General features: G+C 66.2%; 20 protein-coding genes. 11 read left to right on the top strand and 9 right to left on the bottom strand.

The genetic code is table 11. From position 1 onward, the window contains the following. Positions 1-114: 114 nt before the first annotated feature. The 3 genes from ACSQ1X_RS20920 to purB form a co-directional block, all read right to left on the bottom strand. Positions 115-4,968 (bottom strand): NAD-glutamate dehydrogenase, encoded by a 4,854-nt coding sequence (locus tag ACSQ1X_RS20920; protein WP_436059139.1) that lies wholly within the window; start codon positions 4,966-4,968, stop codon positions 115-117. A gap of 122 nt (positions 4,969-5,090) precedes the next feature. Further along, positions 5,091-5,762, bottom strand: a complete 672-nt coding sequence (locus ACSQ1X_RS20915; RefSeq protein WP_436059138.1) for a histidine phosphatase family protein — start codon at positions 5,760-5,762, stop codon at positions 5,091-5,093. Next, positions 5,759-7,201, bottom strand: a complete 1,443-nt coding sequence (gene purB / locus ACSQ1X_RS20910; protein ID WP_436059137.1) for an adenylosuccinate lyase — start codon at positions 7,199-7,201, stop codon at positions 5,759-5,761. Before purB ends, ACSQ1X_RS20915 begins: the two co-directional genes overlap by 4 nt. A gap of 190 nt (positions 7,202-7,391) precedes the next feature. Here purB and ACSQ1X_RS20905 point away from each other — a divergent pair, with 190 nt between their 5' ends. From ACSQ1X_RS20905 to ACSQ1X_RS20895, 3 genes are read left to right on the top strand one after another with little or no spacing between them, the layout of a single operon-like run. Further along, on the top strand, positions 7,392-7,697 hold the full coding sequence (locus ACSQ1X_RS20905; protein WP_235505713.1) for a hypothetical protein: 306 nt from the start codon (positions 7,392-7,394) through the stop codon (positions 7,695-7,697). Further along, the gene (locus tag ACSQ1X_RS20900) at positions 7,697-8,407 is read left to right on the top strand and encodes a hypothetical protein (protein ID WP_436059136.1); all 711 of its coding nucleotides are present in this window, start codon (positions 7,697-7,699) and stop codon (positions 8,405-8,407) included. The genes ACSQ1X_RS20905 and ACSQ1X_RS20900 overlap by 1 nt, the downstream gene beginning before the upstream one ends. Beyond that, a complete protein-coding gene (locus ACSQ1X_RS20895; RefSeq protein ID WP_436059135.1) occupies positions 8,388-9,131 on the top strand; it encodes a hypothetical protein in 744 nt (247 codons plus the stop codon). The genes ACSQ1X_RS20900 and ACSQ1X_RS20895 overlap by 20 nt, the downstream gene beginning before the upstream one ends. A 14-nt stretch (positions 9,132-9,145) precedes the next feature. Here the strand turns inward: ACSQ1X_RS20895 and ACSQ1X_RS20890 are convergent, their stop codons facing one another. Then, positions 9,146-9,571, bottom strand: a complete 426-nt coding sequence (locus ACSQ1X_RS20890) for a phage holin family protein (RefSeq protein ID WP_028271454.1) — start codon at positions 9,569-9,571, stop codon at positions 9,146-9,148. Positions 9,572-9,631: 60 nt separating this feature from the next. Here ACSQ1X_RS20890 and ACSQ1X_RS20885 point away from each other — a divergent pair, with 60 nt between their 5' ends. The 4 genes from ACSQ1X_RS20885 to ACSQ1X_RS20870 all read left to right on the top strand — a co-directional run bounded on the left by ACSQ1X_RS20885 (position 9,632) and on the right by ACSQ1X_RS20870 (position 14,701). Further along, the gene (locus tag ACSQ1X_RS20885) at positions 9,632-10,750 is read left to right on the top strand and encodes a histidinol-phosphate transaminase (RefSeq protein WP_436059134.1); all 1,119 of its coding nucleotides are present in this window, start codon (positions 9,632-9,634) and stop codon (positions 10,748-10,750) included. A gap of 149 nt (positions 10,751-10,899) precedes the next feature. Further along, positions 10,900-12,147, top strand: coding sequence for a pyruvate dehydrogenase (acetyl-transferring) E1 component subunit alpha (gene pdhA / locus ACSQ1X_RS20880; RefSeq protein ID WP_436059133.1), 1,248 nt, complete (start codon positions 10,900-10,902; stop codon positions 12,145-12,147). Next, positions 12,144-13,124 (top strand): alpha-ketoacid dehydrogenase subunit beta, encoded by a 981-nt coding sequence (locus ACSQ1X_RS20875; protein ID WP_436059132.1) that lies wholly within the window; start codon positions 12,144-12,146, stop codon positions 13,122-13,124. The genes pdhA and ACSQ1X_RS20875 overlap by 4 nt, the downstream gene beginning before the upstream one ends. Positions 13,125-13,177: 53 nt before the next feature. After that, positions 13,178-14,701, top strand: coding sequence for a dihydrolipoamide acetyltransferase family protein (locus tag ACSQ1X_RS20870; RefSeq protein WP_436059131.1), 1,524 nt, complete (start codon positions 13,178-13,180; stop codon positions 14,699-14,701). Between the two features lie 122 nt (positions 14,702-14,823). Here ACSQ1X_RS20870 and ACSQ1X_RS20865 read toward each other — a convergent pair whose 3' ends face one another. Next, complete coding sequence (locus ACSQ1X_RS20865) at positions 14,824-15,162, bottom strand: hypothetical protein (RefSeq protein WP_436059130.1); 339 nt, start codon at positions 15,160-15,162, stop codon at positions 14,824-14,826. Between the two features lie 229 nt (positions 15,163-15,391). Here ACSQ1X_RS20865 and ACSQ1X_RS20860 point away from each other — a divergent pair, with 229 nt between their 5' ends. Further along, positions 15,392-16,975, top strand: a complete 1,584-nt coding sequence (locus ACSQ1X_RS20860) for an AMP-binding protein (protein ID WP_436059129.1) — start codon at positions 15,392-15,394, stop codon at positions 16,973-16,975. Between the two features lie 23 nt (positions 16,976-16,998). On the opposite strand, the gene ACSQ1X_RS20855 is transcribed toward ACSQ1X_RS20860, so the two are convergent. After that, positions 16,999-17,430, bottom strand: coding sequence for a universal stress protein (locus ACSQ1X_RS20855; protein ID WP_055799892.1), 432 nt, complete (start codon positions 17,428-17,430; stop codon positions 16,999-17,001). 67 nt (positions 17,431-17,497) lie between these two features. Further along, a complete protein-coding gene (locus tag ACSQ1X_RS20850; RefSeq protein WP_055799889.1) occupies positions 17,498-18,790 on the bottom strand; it encodes a PLP-dependent aminotransferase family protein in 1,293 nt (430 codons plus the stop codon). Positions 18,791-18,911: 121 nt separating this feature from the next. Here ACSQ1X_RS20850 and ACSQ1X_RS20845 point away from each other — a divergent pair, with 121 nt between their 5' ends. Then, complete coding sequence (locus ACSQ1X_RS20845) at positions 18,912-19,757, top strand: isocitrate lyase/PEP mutase family protein (RefSeq protein WP_436059128.1); 846 nt, start codon at positions 18,912-18,914, stop codon at positions 19,755-19,757. Between the two features lie 36 nt (positions 19,758-19,793). On the opposite strand, the gene ACSQ1X_RS20840 is transcribed toward ACSQ1X_RS20845, so the two are convergent. Next, entirely contained in the window at positions 19,794-20,618 is an 825-nt protein-coding gene (locus tag ACSQ1X_RS20840) for a GerMN domain-containing protein (protein WP_436059127.1), read from the bottom strand. A gap of 161 nt (positions 20,619-20,779) precedes the next feature. After that, positions 20,780-21,346: an NAD(P)H-dependent oxidoreductase gene (locus ACSQ1X_RS20835; RefSeq protein ID WP_055799882.1), complete on the bottom strand. Its 567-nt coding sequence runs from the start codon at positions 21,344-21,346 to the stop codon at positions 20,780-20,782. Between the two features lie 127 nt (positions 21,347-21,473). Here ACSQ1X_RS20835 and ACSQ1X_RS20830 point away from each other — a divergent pair, with 127 nt between their 5' ends. Together ACSQ1X_RS20830 and ACSQ1X_RS20825 are read left to right on the top strand one after the other, a co-directional pair. Further along, the gene (locus ACSQ1X_RS20830; RefSeq protein WP_436059126.1) at positions 21,474-22,145 is read left to right on the top strand and encodes a TetR/AcrR family transcriptional regulator; all 672 of its coding nucleotides are present in this window, start codon (positions 21,474-21,476) and stop codon (positions 22,143-22,145) included. 360 nt (positions 22,146-22,505) lie between these two features. Continuing rightward, on the top strand, positions 22,506-23,492 hold the full coding sequence (locus ACSQ1X_RS20825; RefSeq protein WP_028271466.1) for an ABC transporter permease: 987 nt from the start codon (positions 22,506-22,508) through the stop codon (positions 23,490-23,492). The last annotated feature ends 1 nt before the right edge of the window (position 23,493 follow it).

Genomic DNA, 23,493 nt, shown 5'->3' with positions numbered 1-23,493 from the left:
CTGCCTCGATTCGCCGAAGGGTTATGCAAAATAAGCCTAAGAGGGGGCGGTTTCCGCGGTGTTTCCTGCGGGTAAGCGTCCGGAGAACTGTGGATTCACGGACGGCTGCCGGACCTAGCGGCGCACCAGCGTCCTCAGCAGCTTGAGCGCCACGGAAATGGAAGCGATATCCACGTTGCCCGGCCTGGTTACCTCGGCGAATGTGTCCTTGATCCGTCCCAGCTGCTCCTGGTGCCCGCGTTCCCACGCCACGATGCGCTCGACGGCGTCAGAACCGCCGGCGTCGGGAACCTGCGTTGTCTCCATCACCGAAACAGTCATGTCCGCCACGGCCGAATACACGTCATCGCGCAGGGCTGCGCGCGCCAGTGCCTCCCATTTGCTCTGCCGCGGCAGGTCGGTGATCCTGAGCAGCAGGTTAGCGGCGCCGATCCGCTGGAACACCGCGTAGTAGACGTCGGCGATGGTGTCGATCGGTTCGTGCACCTGTTCGGAAACCAGGGAAATGTCCAGCAGCCCGAAGCTCTCCAGCAGGTCCGAGGCGCGCAGGCCAAGCTCCCGGGGCATCCCCACGGCGTCCCAGTGGGCGAGCCGTTCCTGCACCCTGTCCAGATCGGAGCCGCGGAGGTAGTCCACGGTTCGGGTGCGCAGCACTTCCAGGGTAGGCAGGATCCGTCCCAGCGCTTCGGCAACGGGCTGATCCCGGTGGTCGTGCGTGACGTACCACCGGGTCGCACGATCCAGGATCCTGCGCATGTGCAGGGTCGCTTCGGCGGCGTGTTCACTGGGATACCCGGCAGGGAGCGCGGCCAGCCGGTTGACGATCCACGGCAGGTCGTAGGCCTCCCGTGCCACGACGAAGGCCCTGGCCACGGCTGCGGCCTGGGCTGTGGTTTCTTCGATGGCGCGGAACGCGAACGTGATTCCGCCGAGGTTGACCATGTCGTTGGCCACAACGGTGCACACGATCTGGCGGTGCAGCGGGTGCGTTTCCAGCTCCGCCTCGAACCGCTCGGACAGCTGGCGCGGAAAATAGCTTCTCAGGACGCGCCGGAACCACGGGTCCTCGGCGAGGTCGCTGGCATTGAGCTCCGCCGCCAGCTCGATCTTGGCGTAGGCGGCCAGCACCGCCAGTTCCGGCGAGGTCAGGGTCTTTCCTGACCGCAGCCGCTCCTCGAGTTGCTCGTTGCTTGGCAAGCCCTCCAGGCGGCGGTCCAGGTCCGTGGCGTTCTCGAGCCAGTCCATTGTCCGTTCGAAGCCCGGGCTCCACTCGCGCACCAGGTGCCTGTCGTTGAAGAGCAGGACGTTCTGGTCGGTGTTGTTGGCGAGCACAAGGCGGGCCACTTCGTCGGTGAGGGAATGCAGGAAGGCTGCGCGTTCCGGTACTGCCATCTTTCCCGCGGCGATCATCCGGTCCACGAAGATCTTGATGTTCACTTCGTGGTCCGAGCAGTCCACTCCGGCCGAGTTGTCGATCGCGTCGGTGTTCAGCAGGACGCCGGAAAGTGCGGCCTCAATCCGCCCGAGCTGCGTGATTCCCAAGTTCCCGCCCTCGGCGATGACTTTCGCCCTCACCTCATTGCCGTTGATCCTGATGGGGTCGTTGGCCTTGTCGCCCACCTCCGTGTTGCCCTCGGAGGAGGCCTTGACATAGGTCCCGATGCCGCCGTTGTAGAGCAGGTCCACCGGTGCCCGGAGGATGGCCTGCAGGAGTGCATGGGGTGGCAGCGAGTGGGTCCCCTGGGCCAGGCCGAGTGAGCTCCGGACCTGTTCCGTGATGCTGATGGCCTTGACCCGGCGGGAATGTACCCCGCCGCCTTCGCTGATGAGCGCCGGATCGTAGTCCGCCCAGGAAGAACGTGGAAGGGCAAAGAGCCGCCGGCGTTCCTCGAGCGAGGCCTCCGCATCGGGGTCCGGGTCGAGGAAGATGTGCCGGTGGTCGAAGGCGGCCACCAGGCGGATGTGGCGGGAGAGGAGCATCCCGTTGCCAAAGACGTCGCCGCTCATATCGCCGATGCCGACGACTGTGAAGTCCTCCTCCTGGCAGTCCACGCCCAGCCTGCGGAAGTGGTGTTTCACCGATTCCCAGGCCCCGCGGGCCGTGATGCCCATCTGCTTGTGGTCGTATCCCACGGACCCGCCGGAGGCGAAGGCATCGCCCAGCCAGAAACCGTATTCCCCGGCCACTGCGTTCGCAGCGTCGGAAAATGACGCTGTTCCCTTGTCAGCCGCCACCACAAGGTAGTAATCGTCGACATCGTGACGCACCACCCGCGCCGGCGGCACCACTGTTTCGCCGTGCGCCGTCGCGACCAGATTGTCGGTGAGATCCAGCAGCCCGCGGACGAAGATCCGGTAGCATTCCAGGCCCTCGGTCAGCCAGGCTTCGCGGTCCGCGGACGGGTCCGGCAGCTGCTTGGGGTAGAAACCGCCCTTGGCGCCGGTGGGCACGATCACCGAGTTCTTCACGTTCTGCGCCTTGACCAGGCCCAGGACCTCGGTGCGGAAGTCCTCGCTTCGGTCCGACCACCGCAGGCCGCCGCGGGCCAGTGGCCCGAAGCGCAGGTGGACGCCCTCCACCCGGGGCGAATATACCCAGATCTCGTACTTGGGGCGGGGAAACGGTGCGTTCGCGATGGCGGCAGGGTTCAGCTTGAAGCTCAGATGGGGTTTCCCCTGGAAGTAGTTGGTCCGCACCGTGGATTCCACCAGGTTCATGAACGTGCGCAGCAACCGGTCGGCGTCCAGGACGGGAATGTCCTCAATCGCCGCCAGCAGGTCCTTCCGGACTGCGTCGGTATCACGGAACCGGCCAGGCACGTCCAGGTCCGGATCGAACTTTGCCTGGAACAGAGCCAGCAGCCCGTGGGTTGCCCGGACGTTGGCCAGAAGGGTATCGGCCATGAAGCCATATGAGTTGGTGGTGCCCAATTGCTGGAGGTACTTGGCATAGCTGCGCAGGATGGCCGCCTGACGCCATTCGATGCCTTCGCGGAGGACGAGGCCGTCAAACCGGTCCGATTCCGAATCCCCGCGCATCGCCGCCCCAAAAGCGTCAGCCAGCAGCCCGCTGGTCCCGGCCGGATCCACGCCGGCGGGGTACCGGACGCCAAGGTCATAAAGGAACAACGGCCGGCTGTTCCCGCGCATCACGTCGAAGGGCCGCTGGTTCAGCACCTCCAAACCGAGGTTGTGGAAGAACGGCAGGATGCGCGTCAGGCTGTGGGCAGTGGTCAGGTAAAGCCGGATCCGTGCGTCTTCGGCCAGCGTCGGGGAAGCGCCGGTCCGGACGTAAACGGCCAGCTGGGGGTCGTCCAGCGGCCGTCCGCCGGCGCCGTCGAGATCGAATTGCTCAAACCGCCGGATGTCCTCCACGGCATCCTCGACCTCGAAATCCGCCCGGTAGCTGGCCGGGAACGCGGCCGACCACAGCGCCGACAGCCGGCTGGCCTCGGCGGACGGCAACCTGTCACGGAGCGTTTCATCCAGGCCTTCGGCCCAGGTCCGCGTTGCGTTGACAACGCTCCGCTCCAGTACGCCCGGATCTACGTCGGACATGCCGCTGGCAGGCAGGAGTATCCGGAAGAAAACGCGCGCCATGGGGGATTCGCTCAACCGTACTTCGAATTCGAGCGATGAGGACCCGAAAGCGTGCTTGAGTTCCTGTTCGATGCGGAGCCGGACGGCGGTGCTGTACCTGTGCCGGGGGAGGAACACCAGGGCCGACACAAAGCGGCCGTAGGTGTCGGGGCGCAGGAACACGCGTGTCTGGTGATGCGCCTGCAGGAGCAGGATCTCGCGGGAGAGCCTGGCCAGTTCGTCCACGTCCAGGTGGAACAGCTCATCCAGCGGGAACGACTCAAGGACCGCCAGCAGCTGCCTGCCCGGATGGGAAGCTTCGGTGAAGCCGAACCGTTCCTGGACAGCAAGGACCTTGTCCCGGATCATCGGGATGCGCCGCACGGAGCGGCCCGTGGCGCCCGGGGCGAACAGGCCCACAAACCGCACCTCGCCTGTCGCCGTCCCTGCAGTATCGAAGGTCCGAAGGAGGATTTCGTCCAGGTAGGCCGGGCGGGGGACGGATGATCTCAGGTCGGAGGTGGCGATTGTCAGAACCTGCGAATGGGGGAGGCCGGTGACTGGCTGGAAGGCTTCCGGCCGCCCGTCCCTGAGCAGGCCCAGCCCCGTGCCGGGCCGCAGCCTGACGCTATCCGGGCCGCCCGCCGTCGGGTACTCATACTCGCTGTATCCCAAAAACATGAAGTTGCCACGGTCCAGCCAGGTCAGGAGTTCCCCGAGCTGCTCAGGTGTCGGCACCATGCCGGCAGGCAATCGGTCCAGGGAACTGACGGCCCGCGCCAGCCTGGTGTGGATCGCTGGCGTGTCATCGGCGACCAATTGAACGTCAGCCAGAACACGCCGCACGTTGCCGATGAGCTCCGCGATTGCCCGCGGCCCCGCCAGGCGGCCTATCTCCGCCGCCACCCACGTCTCGGCCGACCACCCCTGCCGGTCCCAGGCGGTGTGCGCTGCCGCGGTGCCGGTGGACGCGGCGCCGGCGACACTGCCCGTCGCTCCGGTCACCGGCGGCCCGTGACGTACTTCGACCAACCGGGCCGTTTGCGGATCCCGCCGCACCAGGAAATTGGGGTGCACCAGCAAGCGGATGGATTCATCCTGGCGGGTCAGCTCCGCGGTGAGCGAATGGAGCAGGTGGGGTATTGCGTCGGCAACCACGAGCAGGACACTCGCGTCGCTTTCGTTCAGGATGTCGACGGCCGCCGTCCCTGCAGGACGGATGTCCGCCAGCTTCGCATGGCGCCGGGCCCGCTGTTCCAGGTTTTCGGAACTGTAACCTTGGAGATCCTCCGGCGCTACGTGCTCGTAATAGGCCGCGAGGAACTGTTCGTCGACGCCGAACAGACCGCCGGCGGGGGCGTGCTCGGGGTGTACCGCCTTGCGTGACATGCCACTGCGCCTCCACTGCGCGGGAGCAACCGCACGCCGCGGCCGACCATCCTGTCCCCACGCCTGCTTTCATCATGAACGCGTTCGGGGGAGCAGTCCAGTGCCTGCGGGCAGTGTGGTGGTCAGGCAGGTCCGCCGGCGGGGTCCTCTGCTGTGGGGTCGGCCAGAGCCAGGCCGCCCACCGGACTGTCGTCCCAGTGGATGAGCTCCCAGCCGCTGTCGGGGTCCCCCTCCAGCGCCACAATGCCGGTGTTATCCAGGACGTGCCTGGCAGCAAAGTCCGGTTCGATGTTGCCGGCCCGCAGGCCGGCCCACACCCGGATGGCTGCACCGTGGCTGACCACGGCCACCGACGAGGAATCCCCGAGGCCATTTGCCCGGTCGGCGACTTGTGCGATTGCGGCGTCATAGCGGTCGAAGAAGTCCCGGCCGCTGGGGCCGTCGGGCATCCTGCGGTCCAGGTCGCCGTCGGCCCAGGAAAATATGGTTCCCAGGTACCGCTTGTGCGATTCGTGGTCCGTCTGCTTTTCCAGCGCTCCGGCCTCGATCTCGTGGATGCCCTCGATCACCTCGGCCTCGAGGCCCTGCAGCCGCGCCAGGGGAGCAGCCGTGATCTGTGTACGGATCAGAGTGGAGGCATAGAGGGCCTGGATCGGCTCATTCACCAGGGCACGCGACAGCGCCTCGGCCTGGCGCTCGCCCAGTTCCGTGAGGCCCGGCCCCGGGTGTGCGGTATCCAGCTGGCCCAGCACGTTCCCGGGGGTCTGGCCGTGCCGGATCAGCAGAAGCCTCATTTGAGGTGGTCCACCAGTTCGGTGGCGATGCCGGTGTACTTTCCGGGCGTCAGGGCAAGCAGCCGCGCTTCGGCGTCGGGGGACAGGCCCAGCCCCTGCACGAATTCCTGCATCCGGGCGGCATCCACGCGCTGTCCGCGGGTGAGGTCCTTGAGCCGTTCGTAGGGGTTTTCCATCCCTTCGACGCCGGCAATCGCTTCGGCGCGCATCACCATCTGGATCGCCTCACCCAGCACTTCCCAGTTGGTGTCGAGGTCGGCGGCCAGGACGTCCTCGGCCACATCCAGGCGCTCCAGGCCCTTGACCACGTTGGAGATGGCCAGCAGGGAGTGCCCGAACGCCACGCCGATGTTGCGCTGGCTCGAGGAATCGGTGAGGTCGCGCTGCCAGCGCGAGGTGACCAGGGTGGAGCCGAGAACATCAAGCAGGGCTGAGGAGATCTCCAGGTTGGCCTCGGCGTTCTCGAAACGGATCGGGTTGACCTTGTGCGGCATGGTGGAGGAACCCGTGGCGCCCGCCACCGGAATCTGAGCGAAGTAGCCGATGGAGATGTAGCTCCAGATGTCCGTGCACACGTTGTGCAGGATCCGGTTGAAACGCGCGACGTCGGCGTACAGCTCCGCCTGCCAGTCGTGGCTTTCGATCTGGGTGGTCAGCGGGTTCCAGGTCAGGCCCAGGCCCTCGACGAACGACTTCGCAACCTGCTGCCAGTCGGCGCCCGGCACGGAGGCCACGTGCGCCGCGTAGGTGCCGGTGGCACCGTTGATCTTGCCCAGGTATTCGGTCTTGGCGACACGGTCCAGCTGGCGGGTCAGGCGGTGTGCAATGACGGCCAGTTCCTTGCCCAGTGTGGTGGGCGTGGCCGGCTGGCCATGCGTGCGGGAGAGCATGGGCACGCTGCGGTTGTCGTCAGCCATCTTGCTGATCTGGGCCACAAGGGCCCTGGCGGCGGGCAGCCACACGTCCTCCACAGCCCCCTTGACACCCAAGGCGTAGGAGAGGTTGTTGATGTCTTCGGACGTGCAGCCGAAGTGCACCATGGCGGTCAGCCGCTCAATGCCGATGGCCGGGAGCCTGCGGCCGATGTAGTACTCCACAGCCTTGACGTCGTGCACGGTCACGGCCTCGATTTCGGCCAGCTCGGTGACCGAAGCCGAATCGAATTCGGTGACGATCGCGCGGAGCTGGTCCTGCTGTTCAGCCGTCAGCGGACCGGCGCCCGGCAGCACGTTGTTGCCGGTCAGGTGGATGAGCCATTCAACTTCCACGGCCACGCGGTCGCGGTTCAGGGCCGCCTCGGACAGGTAATCCACCAATGGCGCTACGGCGGACTGGTACCGGCCGTCCAGCGGGCCGAGGGCAATCTTGTCCGGCGACGCGGCGAGGGCCAGGCGTCCGGAAGGCGTACGGGTGTCAGCTGTGGCGGCAGTTTCAGGCATGTGCTGATTGTTTCACGAAGTCGCGCCGCCCCTTAAGCGCGGAGTCCGTATGACTTCTCCTCCCCAGGCCCGGGGTTCCGGGGTGTCCCCCGTTTTCCACATAGTCGACGTCGGCGGTACCAGGCCCTTGGGCCGCTCCGTAGCGTCGTCATCACCGACCATGCGGAACAACAAAGTCAGGGGAGCTGGAATGAGCGGCAGCATCACCGCAGCGGATGCCAACATGTGCGGATCGCGGAGCTTCGAAGTGCAGCAGCTGGCATGGCGGGTCGCCAACTTCGCCCACAGCCTCGATACGTCGATGCTCAGGTTCCGCCACGTGCAGCTGGCTGAGTGGCAGTCCCCGGCCGGACAGGCGTACCGCACGGCCATCTCGCTGCAGGCAGCCGCGCTGGACCGGGCACGGGAGCGGCTGATGGCGGCTTACGAAGCCGTGCTTCGCCACTCACAGCAGGTCCCTGTCTCGTCCCAGCGGACTCCCGGGGGCGGGTACTGATGGCGGAGGCCACACCCTCCGGAAGCGGCGGACCGCTGGGGCCGCTGGAACCGGCCACCGACGGGAGCATGCGGATCCGCGGCGGTGTGGGCGGAATCCGCTTCCAGCTGGAGGAGCTCATGGCCGGTGTGTCCGAGCTGGACGGCATGGCTGAAGAACTCGCCGCCGTCGAAATCGGCGTCCGCCGGATCTGGGAAGAGCTGTGTCCCTACCAGTACGATCCACGGCCCAGCGGCACGGCGGCACTCATCGCAGTGGGTGAAGGCGGTCAATCGGTGCGCGCCGTCAGGGAAGGACTCCAGCACCTCAGCGACCAGGTCCGCGCAAGCCACCGCGACTATGAAAGGGCGGAGTCGCTGGCCGCCGCCGGGATCCGCCTGCCGGAGGACGGCTGGGGCTTCCTGCCTTTGTTGTTCGTGGATCTGACCCAGGCCAACTACCCCAGCCGTGACGCGGCCGAGGCCGTCGCGCTGCAGGCATCGATCATGCTGCTGGGCACGATTGCACCGAAAGAGGACCTCGCCAGGGCACTGGCCGCAGAGGTGGCTGCCGGGCGGCATATTTCAGCCTCGGGTGCCTTCGTTCGCAGGTTGACGGAGAACTACTTTCCGTGGTTGAAGCCCCGGCCGGTTACTGCGGTAGAGGAACTGACGCGCGACGTCGACGTCGATACCTCCCCAGCCGCGCTGCTTGCTTGCCCGGCTCCGTGAGCTGGACGCTGACGGGCACGGGACAATCGAAGTGGTCCAGGTCGGGAACGGCGGGCACAAGGCATTCATTGTCATCGTCCCCGGCACACAACGCACTGATCCGCCCGGGGGAGTGAACCCGCTGGATGAGGCAGGAATTGTGGAGGCGCTGGGATACGGCTCGGAGCAGCTCAATGCCGCCGTCACCTCGGCGTTGCACCAGGCCGGAGCCTCCAAGGGCGACCAAGTGGTCGCTGTCGGCTACAGCCAAGGCGGGGTGCATGCCATGAACCTCAGCAGCGACAAGGCGTTCCTCGCCGAATTCGACCTGAAGTATGTCCTCACGGCCGGATCGCCGGTGGGCGGAATTACCCCCGAAACCGGAATCACGTCCCTGCATATGGAACACCGCCAGGACTGGGTCCCCGGCAGCGACGGAATTCCGAATCCGGACACCCGGGACAGGGTCACCGTTACGTTGACGGACCGGGTGGTCACCCCGGACGGGAAAGACCCCGGGCTCGGGCCCGGCCATAGTCTTGAAAATTACGAGGCAGGGGCCAGGGCGGTGTCCGCCAGTGAAGACCCCTCTTTGGTCGCAAACACTGCGGTCCTGGCCGGAGTCCTCGGCGTCGGCGGCGCAGGGACAGCCACGCGTTTCGCCGTAAACCGGGAGCCCCGGGTTACGTCTGCCCGCCAGCCGGATCGGCCGCCATTGGGCGCTGCCAAGTGGGTTGCACGCTAGCTGCACCAGCCCGCTTAGCGGCGGACGCCCGTGATCCTGCCAGCCACGAGGGAGACCAGCGTGATGATGATGGCCGCCAGAACCGCCGTCCAGAAGAAGGAGTCGATGGTGAAGTGGACGGGGGTGTAGCTGCTGAGCCAGGAGGTCAGGTACAGCATGGCGGCGTTGATGACGATCGTGAACAGCCCCAGCGTGAGGATGGTGATCGGCAGGGACAGCAGGCTGACGATCGGCCGTACCAACGCATTGACCAGGCCGAAGATCAGGCCGATGAACAGGTAGGCGAGAATGATGCCCAGCGGGTCGGTTCCCTGCGTTACGCCGCCTTGGGCAACGGCTTCGGTCGTTGCGGTGGTGGAGATGTCCAGGCCGGGCAGGATCCAGCTGGCAATCCAGAGGGCAAGGCCATTGATGAGAACCCGCACGATGAAAGAGAACATGGGCCCATGCTTTCACACGGCGGGGGAAAGCGGCAGGACCGGAGAAGTAGGCTAGTTGGCATGACTTCACCAGAGAACCCCGCCGGGGGAATCAGGCCCCGTCCGGTCGTGGACAGGCTTCCCCGTTATGCCGCCGGCAAGCCTCCCGCCGCCGTCGAGGGTCTAGCCAGCTACAAGCTGTCCTCCAACGAGAACCCGCTTCCGCCCATCCCTGCAGTGTTGCAGGCCATTGCGGAGCAGACCGATTTCAACCGCTACCCCGACCCCCTCAGTACGAAACTCCGGGTGGCGCTCTCGGAGTTCCTGCAGGTTCCCGCCGAAGATATCGTCACGGGCGCGGGCAGCCTGGGCGCGCTGAACCAGCTGCTGGTGACCTTCGCCGGGCAGAACGACGACGGCAAGGCCGATGAAGTCATCTACGCCTGGCGGTCTTTTGAGGCATACCCCATCTGTGTCGGGCTTGCCGGGGCCGAAAGCGTGAGGATCCCCCTGACGCCCGAAGGCCGCCACGACCTCGATGCCATGGCAGCCGCCGTTACCGCGCGAACCAAAGTCATCCTGCTGTGCACCCCCAACAATCCCACCGGTCCCATCCTCGAATCCGAGGAAACCGAGCGGTTCATTCGCTCTGTCCCCTCGGACGTCGTCATCGTTATTGACGAGGCATACCAGGAGTTCGTGCGGGCCGAGCACGCCGTGGACGGCATCGAGATGTACCGCAAGCACCCGAATGTGGTGGTCCTCCGGACCTTCTCGAAGGCGCACGGGCTGGCCGGCCTCCGCGTGGGGTACAGCGTCTCCCACCCGGACCTCACGCAGCACCTCCGGGTGGCCGCCACGCCGTTCTCGGTGTCCCAGATCGCCGAGCGGGCGGCTGTCACCTCGCTGCAGAACTTCAGCCAGGTTGTAGAAAGGGTACAAAGCCTTGTGGACGAGCGTGACCGCGTGACGGCCGGGCTCCGCGAGCTTGGCTGGTTCGTGCCGGACGCCCAGGGCAACTTCGTGTGGCTCAATCTGAGCGAAAACAGCGCGGAGTTCGCCGCGCTGGCGGGTGAAAACGCCCTGTCCGTGCGGGCATTCGGCAACGAGGGTGTCCGGGTGAGCATCGGCGAGGAGGAAGCCAACAGCCGATTCCTCAAGCTCTGTGCGAACTATACAAAGCCGCCACGGCGTTCCTAGCGCTTAACATAACGCCCGGCGTCCGCCTACTGCGGATAAAGTAAGGGACAGTAAGCCAAAATATATGCCGGATCAGGAATATATTCCCGATTCGGCATATATCCCAGCGAGATTGCGACGCTCTTGTGAGCGGCAAGCAAGGAGACGGTATGGGCGCCACACACCTGCCCGCTACCGAGTTCGACGGAACCGGGGTAGATGACCAGCTCGAGGCGGAAGCCGAGGCCGTGCTGGGCGAACCTCCCACTCAAATGGTCCAGCTCCTGGGCCCGGACGGCACGTTGGGCGAAGACCCGGTTTTTTCCGCCTACGCCAAGCGTCTGGACGCTGATAAGCTGCGGGGTTTCTACGCCGACATGGCAGCCATCCGGCGCTTTGACCAGGAGGCAACTGCGCTCCAGCGGCAGGGCCAGCTTGCCCTGTGGGTACCCCTCACGGGTCAGGAAGCAGCCCAGATCGGTTCGGGCCGGGCCAGCCAGCCGCAGGACTACATTTTCCCCACTTACCGCGAACACGGGGTCGCCCTGACGCGCAACGTCGACCTCGCCGAGCTGCTGCGGCAGTTCCGCGGCGTGTCCAACGGGGGCTGGAACCCCAAGGACACCAACTTCCACCTGTACACCCTGGTCCTCGCAGCGCAGACTCCGCATGCCGTCGGCTACGCCATGGGGATCCAGCGTGACCAGAAACTCGCGGCCGCCAACGCCACTCCGGGACAGCCGCAGGAGCCCAAGGCAGCGGTCATGGTTTACTTCGGCGACGGCGCCAGCTCCGAAGGCGACGTGCACGAATCCATGGTGTTCGCCTCGTCGTACAACGCGCCCGTGGTCTTTTTCTGCCAGAACAACCATTGGGCCATCTCGGTGCCCAGCACCGTTCAGACCCGCGTCCCGCTCGCCGACCGTGCCAAGGGCTACGGTTTCCCGGGCATCCGGGTGGACGGCAACGATGTCATCGCAGTCCATGCCGTCACAGAGTGGGCATTGGAGCGCGCCCGCGAAGGGAAGAGCCCCGTGCTGATCGAGGCGTTCACCTACCGGGTCGGCGCCCACACGACGGCCGACGACCCCACGAAGTACCGCGGCTCCGACGAAGAGGCGCAGTGGCGGGCGAAAGACCCCCTCGAACGGCTCGAGAAGTACCTCCGCGCCGAGAACCTCGCGGACGATGACTTCTTCGCCAAGGTCAAGGCTGACGGCGATGAGCTCGCCGCCTACGTCCGCAAGACGACCCACGACCTCGAAACCCCGGACATCCGGACGGCGTTCGCCAACACCTACGCCGAAGCGCACCCGCTGGTGGCCGAAGAACTGGCCTGGTTCGAGGAATACAGTGCAGGATTCGCCGACGAATCAGAGACAGTCGAGGCAGATACAGACGGGGCAGCCAACCGATGACCACCATGACTATCGCCAAGGCCATCAACGAAGGCCTGCGCGCGACGCTGAACAACAACCCCCGCACCCTGCTCATGGGCGAGGACATCGGTCCGCTCGGCGGCGTCTACCGGGTCACCGACGGGCTGATCGGTGAATTCGGCGCCGACCGCGTCGTGGACACCCCGCTGGCCGAGTCCGGCATCATCGGCACCGCGATCGGACTTGCCCTCAGCGGATACCTGCCGGTGTGCGAGATCCAGTTCGACGGCTTCGTTTTTCCGGGCTTCAACCAGATCACCACCCAGCTGGCCAAGATGCACGCGCGCAGCAACGGAAACCTCACCGTGCCGGTCGTCATCCGCATTCCGTACGGCGGCGGCATCGGCTCGATCGAACACCACTCAGAGTCGCCTGAGGCGTTGTTCGCCCACACGGCCGGCCTGCGCATCATCACGCCTTCCAACCCCCACGATGCCTACTGGATGATCCAGCAGGCCGTCGACTGCCAGGACCCGGTGATCGTTTTCGAACCGAAGCGCCGCTACTGGCTCAAGGGCGACGTCGACACTGAGTCACCCGGCGCCTCGGCGGACCCGTTCAAGGCCCACGTCCTGCGCGAAGGCACCGACGCCACCGTGGTGGCCTACGGTCCGCTGGTTCCCGTGGCCCTCGCCGCGGCAACAGCCGCTGCCGAGGACGGCCACAGCGTGGAGGTGATCGACCTGCGGTCCATCTCGCCGATCGACTTCGACACGGTCACGGAATCCGTGAAGAAGACCGGCCGGCTTGTCGTGGCCCACGAGGCACCGACGTTCGGCGGCATCGGTGGCGAAATCGCGGCCCGGGTCAGCGAGCGGGCGTTCTTGTCCCTCGAAGCCCCGGTGATCCGTGTAGGCGGCTTCCACATGCCTTACCCCGTGGCGAAGGTGGAAGAAGACTACCTGCCGGACATCGACCGCATCCTCGAGGCGCTGGACCGCGCCCTCGCGTACTGACGACTTCCTGCTGACAGCCTCCTACTGACGATGCCTTCCAAACCGAGGACCCCATGACTGTAAACAAGTTCAACCTCCCCGACGTGGGCGAAGGGCTCACCGAGGCCGAGATCGTTTCGTGGAACGTCAAGCCCGGCGACAGCGTCGCGATCAACGACATTCTGTGTGAGATCGAGACGGCCAAGTCCCTCGTGGAACTGCCGTCGCCGTTTGCGGGCACGGTCACCGAACTGCTCGTGCCCGTGGGAGTGACAGTCGACGTCGGGACTCCGATCATCAGCGTCAGTGACGCCGTGTCCGGCGACCCGACGCCCGCGGATGCGCCGGTTCCCGCCGCAGCTGCACAGGTGCAAACACCGGCACAGGCGCCGGCTGCCCCTGCTTCGGGGGCGGAGGCCGCTGGTGTCTCCGACAAGGCCGTCGGCCCGCTGGTTGGCTCGGGTCCCAAGGCCGACGCCGTCAAGCGCCGCCCGCGCAAGGCATCGGCGGCCGCGCAAGGCCCTGCGTCATCGGCCGCAGCGCCGTCCCCGGTGGTCGAGCCTGTTCCAGTAGTCGAGCCAGTCGAGACCCAGGGCATCTGGATCAACGCCGGCGCGCCTACGGTCACAGACGCCGGAGCGGTCCCCGAGGAAGGCTCGGGGCGCCCGACCCTCGGCGGCACCATCAGCGGCCTGGTGAACAAGGTCCTGGCCAAGCCTCCGGTGCGCAAAATAGCCCGGGACCTCGGGATCGACCTCGCAGACGTCGTGGCCACGGGTGCACGGGGCGAAGTCACCCGCGAAGACCTGGTCAGCTACCAGGCCCAGCGCGATGCCGAAGTGGACAAGGCGGACACCTTCTGGGGCAAGTCCGGCCGGCCGCAGGACCAGCGCATCGAGCGGATTCCCGTCAAGGGTGTCCGCAAGGCCACGGCCAAGGCGATGGTGGAGTCGGCGTTCGCCGCACCGCACGTCAGCATCTTCGTGGACGTCGACGCCAGCCGCACCATGGAGTTCGTCAAGCGGCTCAAGGTCTCTCGCGACTTCGAAGGAATCAAGGTCTCCCCGCTGCTGATCCTCGCCAAGGCAGTGATCTGGGCAGCCGCCCGCAACCCCAGCGTCAACGCCACATGGGTGGACAGCGCCGACGGCAGCGATGCCGCCGAGATCCACGTCAAGCACTTCATGAACCTGGGAATCGCAGCGGCAACCCCGCGCGGCCTGATGGTGCCGAACATCAAGAATGCCCAGGACCTCTCGCTCAAGGAACTGGCCCTTGCGCTCAACGACCTGGCCACCACTGCCCGGGCGGGAAAAACCCAGCCTGCCCAGATGCAGGGCGGCACGCTGACCGTCACCAACATCGGCGCGCTTGGAATCGACACCGGCACTCCGATCATCAACCCCGGCGAAGTGGCCATCGTGGCCTTCGGCACCATCAAGCAGAAGCCCTGGGTCCTGGACGGCGAAGTCATCCCGCGCTGGATCACCACCCTTGGCGGGTCCTTCGACCACCGCGTGGTGGACGGCGATCTCTCGGCGCGCTTCATGGCCGACGTCGCGGCAATCCTTGAGGAGCCGGCCCTCCTGCTGGATTAGTAGCGCTGGATCAGTACCAGTCCGGAGCAGAAACCAAGGGAACCCCGCCGCTGTCAGCGACGGGGTTCCTTTTGCGTTTGTTGAGTCAGCCTGCGTCTGTTGTGCCAGCCGAAAGGGGCGGCCTAGTAGGCGGGGTAGTTCGAGAGCATCTGGGCCAGGGCCGGATCGGAAGCCATTCCGCTCAAGGCGACGGCCGCCGTGATCATCAGACCGGAAAAGCCGGTGACGCACGCGGTGACGACGGCGAAGAACTTCCAGTCATCGCGCATGACGCTGCGGATGGTCTCCGGCAGGTTCAGGCCGGGTGTGATGAGGTTGGGTGCGGAGTCGGTGGAGCCGTCGTCGAGGAAGGCAATCACCCTGTCATTGGCGCGGTCCACACGCATCATGCTGATGTGGTTCCCGTGGCGGGCAAGAAGGATGTCGTGGCCTACGAGCTGGCGGCGCTGAAGAGTCAGCATAATGTTCCCCTGAAGTCGGTGGTACTCGGATGTCCGCACCATCGAGCACCTTCTAATTTTATCGCCGTAAACCGCGTGATTCCGCCGGAAAACGGGTGAGGCTGCCCACCAGGGGGAGTGACGTCGGTCAAGCGTGGGACGTTCCGTACTTGACATGCCGCACTAGAGTTGCACCAGCTGCCGCCGTCACCGGCCGCCGGCTGCTGGAGCAAATCAAAGGAGATGTTGCGTGTTTTCGAGCCCCTTCCCGGATGTGGTCATCCCGGACCAAAGCATTTATGAGTACCTCTTCGGCGGCATCACGGAAGCGGACCTGGACCGGACCGCCGTCGTGGACGGCGCTAGCGGCGCGGAAACCACCTACCGCCAGCTGCTGGAGCAGATCGATGCGGTGGCGGGGGCCGTGTCCGCGCGCGGATTGGGCCCGCGCGGGGTCGCGGCCATCCTCTGCCCCAACATCCCGGCCTTCGCGGCCGTTTTCCACGGCCTGCTCCGCGCCGGCGCCACCGTCACCACCGTCAACTCGCTCTACACCGCCGACGAACTGGCGCTTCAGCTTGAGGATGCCGGCGCCAGCTGGCTGTTCACGGTGTCAGCGCTGCTCCCGGGGGCCGAGGAAGCCGCCGAACGCGCCGGAATCCCGGCGGACCGGCTGGTGGTGCTCGACGGCGCCGCAGGTCACCCGTCGCTGAAGGACCTGCTCACCGCCGGAGCGCCGGTTCCGGCCGTGTCCTTCGACCCGGCAACCCATGTGGCGGTACTGCCGTATTCGTCCGGGACCACCGGGCGGCCCAAAGGCGTTAAGCTCAGCCACCGCAACCTCGTGGCCAACGTGGAGCAGTCCCGCGGGCTGCTGAACGTGAAGGACCAGGACAGGCTCCTCGCCTTGCTGCCGTTTTTCCATATCTACGGCCTGACCGTCCTGCTGAACCTTGCCCTGCGGGAACGGGCCTGCCTGGTCACCATGCCCCGGTTCGAACTGGCCGAGTTCCTGCGGATCATCCAGGACCACAGATGCACGTACCTGTTCATCGCGCCGCCGGTGGCCGTGGCACTGTCCAAGCACCCGCTTGTTTCCGAATACGATCTCGGCTCCGTCCACACAACGCTCTCGGGCGCCGCGCCGCTGGACGGTGAACTCGGCGCGGCTCTCGCCGAACGGCTCCAGTGCCGCGTGCTGCAGGGCTACGGGATGACCGAGATGAGCCCGGTGTCGCACCTGATCCCGGTGGGCGGCACGGACGTTCCGGTGAGCTCGGTGGGGTTCACGGTGCCCAACATGGAATGCCGGCTGGTGGACCCAGCCACCGGTGAGGACATCGGCGTCCCGGCGGAGGGCACCAGCGCCCCGGGCCATCTGCTGTGCCGGGGACCGAACGTCATGCTGGGCTACCTCAACCGCCCGGAGGAAACGGCGGACACCCTGGACGCGGACGGTTTCCTTCACACGGGCGACATCGCCACCGTCCGCGCCGACGGCGTGGTGACCATCGTGGACCGGCTCAAGGAACTTATCAAATACAAGGGCTACCAGATCGCCCCGGCGGAACTTGAAGCATTGCTGCTGACGCACCCCGGCATCGCGGATGCTGCCGTGATCGGGACGCCCGACGCCGACGGCCAGGAAGTCCCGATGGCTTTCGTGGTGCGCCAGCCGGGCGGGCAGGCGGGGACACTCAACGAAGCCGGCGTCATGGACTTCGTCGCCGGCAAAGTGGCTCCCTTCAAAAAAATCCGCCGGGTGGAGTTCATCGAGGCGGTACCCAAGTCCGCGTCCGGGAAGATCCTGCGCAGGCTGCTTAAGACGCCCTAGCAGGGAATCCCCGGCCGGACGTCCTAGTCGGCGACGTCGGTCTTGGCGATGTAGACGTCGCAGGGCGCGTTGTGCGCCACACTGTTGGCGACGCTTCCCAGGACGCGGCCGAGCCCGCGCATCCGGCGGTTCCCCACCACGATCAAGCGGGCGTCGAATCGTTCGGCTTCCCTGATGATGGCTTCCGCCGGCTTGCCCCGGGCCGAGGAATAGGTGACCTTGAGGCCTTCCGTGCTCAGCTGTGCCGCAACGTCCTTGGCCACCTTCTCTGCCTCGCCGGCATCGGAGACAATGAACCGGTCACTGCCGCTGCCGTAGACCTCGGTGCGGTCACTGTCGAACGCGGTTACCACGTGAAGCGTCGCGTCCAGGGATGCGGCGAGCCCTTGGGCCGTTTCCGCGGCCCGCATGGCAGTCTCACTGCCGTCAACGCCGACAACAATAATTCCGGTCATAGTCCTGCTCCTAAGAGATCGGTCAGTTTAATGAAAAGTGGCGGGCAGCATGCAGTAATGATTCAGGCTACAGCGCCGCAATGGCGTCCCGCAGGACCGGCGCGAGCCGCCGCACGCCTTCGGCGATGGCTTCGGGAGGCACGGCACTGAAAGCGAGGCGCAGCTTGTTCGAGGGTTCGTCCGAATGCGTGAACGCTGCCCCGGGGATGAACACCACGCCGGCGTCGATGGCCTTGCGCAGCAGCGGGTAGGTATCCACGCCCTCGGGCAGCGTGACCCAGACGAAAAAGCCGCCCTCGGGCCGGGTCCAGGTCAATCCCTCGGGCATGTACTCCTCAAGGGCGGCGAGCATGGCCTGGCAGCGCTCCGCGTAGAGACCGCGGTAGGTTTCGATCTGACCTTTCCAGTCGTAATCCCGCAGGTAGGCCGAGACCAGCATCTGGTTCAGGGTGGACGGGCAGAGCGTCACGGCTTCGGATGCCAGGTAGTAGCGGCGCTGGAGGTGTGCCGGCACCAGGGCCCAGCCGACCCGCAGCCCCGGGGCGAAGATCTTGGAGAACGAGCCCATGTAGATAACGTCGTCCGGGTTGGCGGCCCGCAACGGAGCGAGCGGCTTGCCCTCGAAGCGGAGCAGGCCGTAGGGATTGTCCTCCAGAACCAGAATATTCGCTTTCCGGCATATATCGACGATTTCCTGCCGGCGCTCCTCAGCCAGGGTGATGCCGGACGGGTTGTTGAAATTCGGGATGGTGTACAGGAACTTTATATTCTTCCCGGCCGTCTGGAGGGCGGCGATCCGGGCTTCCAGCAGATCCGGAACCAGGCCGTGCTCGTCCATGGGAACGGGCGCCACTTCCACCTGGTAGGCCTCGAATGTGTTCAGCGCGCCCACATACGTCGGGTCCTCCACCAGCACCACGTCGCCGGGGTTGCAGAAGACCTTGGTGGCCACGTCCTGTGCGGACTGGGAGCCGGCAGTGACCACCACATTCCGGGGATCGGCGTCGAGGATCCCTTCTGCTGCCATCACCTCGCAAATCTGGGTGCGTAATTCTTCGGTCCCCTGGCCGCTGCCGTACTGGAGGGCCGTCATGCCCTGCTCGGCAATGATCTTCGCCGCTGTCTGCCCCAGCCGCTCCAGCGGCAGCGACTGCAGGTAGGGGCTGCCGCCGGCCAGCGACACCAGGCCCGGGCGCAGGGAGATGTCGAAGACGTCGCGGACGGCGGACTGCTTGATGTTTGCTGCGCGCTCCGAGAAAAGTTCATCGTGGCGGTGGGCGGACGTTGCCGCGCGTTCGATTGCGTCAATTGCCTCGGCCGGCAGGATGTCTGCGGCGGCATCAAGTGTTTCGTGGGTCACACTGACAGGATACAGCCAGTTGTTGTCAATGAGGCAACGTTTGTTGCTAAAAATCTGAATCTTCCCTTGGCGCGGGACTGAATTGCTTTACCTGGAACGGCGCAGGGCATGGAATAGAGCCATGACAACGCAGAGTCGCTTCGGTCCCCTGGCTGCCGCCTTCCACGCACTGCACGAGGACCCGGCGCCGCTGGTCCTGGTGAATGTCTGGGATGTGGCGTCCGCCCGCCTCGTGGAAGAAGCAGGAGCGACCGCGCTGGCCACCTCCAGTTCAGCCCTGTCCTGGAGCCTCGGCTTTCCGGACGGCAACCACCTGCCGCGGGAACTCGCCATGGCGGCCCTTGGCCGGATTGCGGCATCTACGGCGCTGCCGGTCACGGCGGACATAGAGACGGGATATGCGAAGGCACGCGGTGCATTCGACGAGGGTGAACTGCGGGAAACAATCCGCAGTGTCCTGGCAGCCGGAGCGGTCGGTGTGAACTTCGAAGACTCCGGCGATGATCCGCTAACTGACGTCGACGAGCAGGCGCGACGCATCGCCGTCGTCCGCCGCACAGCGGAGGATGCGGGCGTTGATCTGTTCATCAACGCCCGCATCGACACGTACCTGTCCGGCCGTTTCACGGAGACCGCCTTCACGGAAACGCTTCAGCGTGCAGACGCATACCTGGCCGCGGGGGCCAATGGAATCTTCGTGCCCGGGGTGCAGGACCTGCACCTGCTCCACGACCTGTCGCGGCGGATCGCCGCGCCACTGAACGCGCTAGCCGGCCTGGGCGCGCCTTCCGTGGGCGAACTGCACGATGCTGGTGTCCGCCGGATCAGCATCGGCGGAAACACGGCGAAGGCTGCTTATGCCACCGTATCCCGGGTGGCCGAAGACGTGCTCGGGGACGGCAACTGGTCCGAACTGGCCGGCGCCCGCAGCCACGAGGCCATGGATGAGCTGTTCCGGCGGGGCTAAGCGCCGGGTGCCGCCCTCGGCTCACCTGGAGCCGGCTCACCGGAGGCTAAGAACGTCCGCCAGCCGCCGCCCGTCCACATAGATCTCCGCCCGCGCCGCACCGACGGCGGAGACGGCCGTGTGTGTGAGCTGCGCTTCCAGCCGGGGAACGTCGCAGGTGCCGCCCGGCCGGATGGTTCCGGTCAGGTTCACCACCACCGTGGTGCCGTCAAAGTATGCGGAAACGTACTTCAGCGCGGAGTCGTCCAGCGAGTTGTACAGCCCCTCGGTGGGATCGCTGCCGCCGAGCAGGAAATCGAGGGCTGCCTGGAGCGGTTCCTCGTCCGCGGCGGTGTCGTGGATGACGGGCACGAGGCTGTCGTTGCAGCCGAACCGCACGCCGGAGCTGCCGCCGTCATCGAGTGCCACGAAGTACACGGGCGTTCCGCCGGACAGTCGGCCGCGCGCCGCCTTGTCGTCGTCGGCAGGTTTCACCGCCGCTGCCGGGTTCCCGGATCCGGAGCTGCCCGAAGCGGGAGTGCCCGGAGCTGTGACCGCGGGCCCGGTGACGGCGGTGGAGTCGTCAATCATCGCGTCGCCGTCGCCGCCGGCCTGCGATGTGATGCTGCCGCCCGTTCTGGGTTTGGCCGTCGGGCTGGAGGCGGCAATTTCCGGTCCGGCGCCGGCGGAGGCCGGGAGCGGGGCCCCGGTTGTGGCCCCGGGAAATGGCGGCGGAAGTGGTTGCGGTTCCGGCACGCTGCCCGGCTGGGCGGCCGTACCGGCCGGGGATGCCGACAGGGGCAGCGAGCAGGATCCGAGCCACAGCGGAAGCATCAACGCGGCGGCTGCCGCAGCTGCCCGGACCCCAGGCGTGACCATCATGAAGGCACCGCACTTCCAGCTCTCGCACGTCCCCCGTCTCCACGTTACGGCGGGGCGCCAGTGTGCGGAACAGGTGCCAAGTGACGGTTTTGCGTCAGCTCCATCACGGAATGGTGACGCAAAAGCCCCCGGCGGTGGCCGGGGGCTTCAGGGGTGGTGAATCAGGCTGCTTCGGCGGCAGTTTCGGCCTTGGCCAGGGCATCGAAAACGCCCTTGATCTGCTCCACGACCTCGGCGTCGTCCTTGGGGTGGACTTCGGCGAAGCGGACCATGGAGCCGGGAACGGCCAGCTTGGCGTCTTCAATGACACGGGCGCCGGCGATGCCGACAGCCTTGCGGGCTTCGTCCTGTGCCCAGACGCCGCCGAACTGGCCAAAGGCGGTGCCCACGACGGCGGTGGGCTTGCCGGCAAGGGCGCCGGCGCCGAACGGGCGGGACAGCCAGTCGATGGCGTTCTTGAGCGAGGCCGGCACGGTTCCGTTGTGCTCCGGGGTGACCAGCAGGAGGGCGTCGGCGTCATTGGCGGCGGCGCGGAGCGCAGCGGCGGCAGCCGGAACCTGGCCTTCGACGTCGATGTCCTCGTTGTAGAACGGGATGTTGCCCAGGCTTTCGTGGATAACAACTTCAACCTGCTCGGGTGCGTTCAGCTGGATGGCCTCGGCGAGCTTCTGGTTGGTGGATTCGGCACGCAGGCTGCCGACCAGTGTAAGTACGGTGCTCTTGGACATTTGAACTCCTTGTGTCTGGCCGCGGGAGGGATCCGCCGGCTGGTTGGTTTGCGGAGGCTGTTGGTGCCTTCACTCATGCTAAACGGACTGCGGTCCGGATATTATTCCCGGGGCTAGAATATTTCTTGTGAGCCTCATCCCAATCCGCTCCGGATCGCCGCTCGGCGGGGAAGCGGAACGCAGCGACGCCGCCCGCAACCGGGAGCTGCTGCTCAAGGCTGCCCGCGAACTCATTGAGGAGTGCGGCGCGGACGGGCTCACCATGGACAGGCTGGCCGAGCGCGCCGGCGTCGGGAAGGGCACCGTCTTCCGGCGTTTCGGTTCCCGGGCGGGGCTCATGATGACGCTGCTCAGCGACTCGGAGGCCGCATTCCAGGGCCGGTTCATGTTCGGGCCACCGCCCCTGGGCCCCGGGGCGCCGCCGCTGGACCGGCTTGTGGCCTTCGGCGCGGAACGGATTGCCTACGTGCTGGAGTTTGGCGAGCTGGCCCGGGCCGCGGACGCGTCCGCTTACAACCGCTACGACGTGCCGGCCGCCGTCCTGTGGCACCGGCACATCGAAATGCTCCTGCGGGCCGCGGGAGTCACCCCCGATCCCTGGCTGATGGCGATGTCGCTGAGCTCAACCCTGGACCCCGAGCGGCTGCTGTACGCGGTGCGGGTCCACCATGTGGCTCCGGAGCGGCTCGCGGAATCATGGCGCGAGCTCGTCACGCGCGTGGTCAGCTGTCCCGGAGGCGCCCCCCGCCAGCACAGCGCCCCCCGCCAGGACAGCGCATCCCGGCCGGACGAAGGCTAGTTCATGGCACGCCGTCCAGCCAGTCAAATCAATCCTCGTGATTTATTCATAACGATCTGGTACAGGACGCCCGTGTTTCCGCTTTTAGGCACCGTGGAGGGTTCCCCATATGTGGTAGTTTCCTCTGGAATGTGACCCGCAACATAGTCCACAAGGACAAGGCCCCAAGGGCCCGCGGGCGGCCAGACACCCGCTGGCCATGATCCCGGATCGGCGGCGGAACCCCTGCCGGTCCGGGAGCTGACGGAAGGATCACCTGCTGTGAATGCTGATATGACACCGGCCCGGGACGGCTCCTCCGAGGCGCCGCCGTCGCTGCACGGCGCGGAACTGGCACCGGCGATCCGGAGCTAGGCAGACATGTTCCGTTACCTCGCCAAAAGGGCAGCCACCTACCTGCTCATGATCTTCCTGACTACGACGGCGGGGTACTTCCTTGCCGTTAGTACGCTTCAGCCCGCGCTGCTGGAACAGGAACGCATTCCACGGCCGACGCCGGAGCAGGTGACAAACTCCTTCCGGCTCAAGGGCCTTGACCCGACGCTCAGCCCCTGGGAACGCTACGTTGACTGGCTCACGGCAGTCGTCACGCGCTGGGACTGGGGGCGAAGCCCCAACGGCGCCTTCATCAACGCCGAGTTCGGCGACCGCGTGTGGATTTCCACCCGGCTGTTCCTGGCCTCCATCGTCCTGACCCTCGTCATCGGGGTTGCGCTGGGTGTGTACACCGCCGCCCGGCAGTACAAGTTCCAGGACCGTGTGATCACGTCCTACAGCTACCTCGTGTACATCGTGCCTGCGCCGATCGCCTACTTCCTCGTGCAGCTCGGCGCCATCAACGTCAACGAAACCATCGGCGAGCGGATCTTCTTCGTCACCGGCATTTCCACGCCGGGTCTGGAAGGCAGCGCCTGGGTCCAGTTCGTCGACATGGTGGCCCACTACACGGTGCCCACCCTGGCCATCACCCTGGTGGGCTGGGGCACGTACCAGATCGCCCAGCGCCAGTACCTGCTGGACAACGTCAACGCGGATTTCGTCCGCACAGCCCGGGCCAAGGGGCTCACCCGAAACCAGGCCATCGCCCGCCATGCCCTGCGCGTCTCGTTCATCCCGGTCGCGCAAAGCATCGCCTTCACCATCCCGGCCATCTTCGCCGGCGGCTTCTTTGCCGAGAAGATCTTCGCCTGGCCGGGCGTCGGTTCGTGGAGCATCGACGCCATCGCCCTGCAGGACGTCAACGCGGCCACAGCCACCCTCGCGTACGGCTCCGTGATCTTCGCCATCGGCGCGATCCTCGCGGACTTCGCCACTACCCTTGTCGACCCGAGAGTGCGGGTGCAGTAGC

The sequence above is a fragment of the Arthrobacter sp. LjRoot78 genome (genome assembly GCF_964254335.1).
Classification (GTDB): Bacteria; Actinomycetota; Actinomycetes; order Actinomycetales; family Micrococcaceae; genus Arthrobacter.
This window is presented reverse-complemented; position numbering and strand designations above follow the sequence as displayed.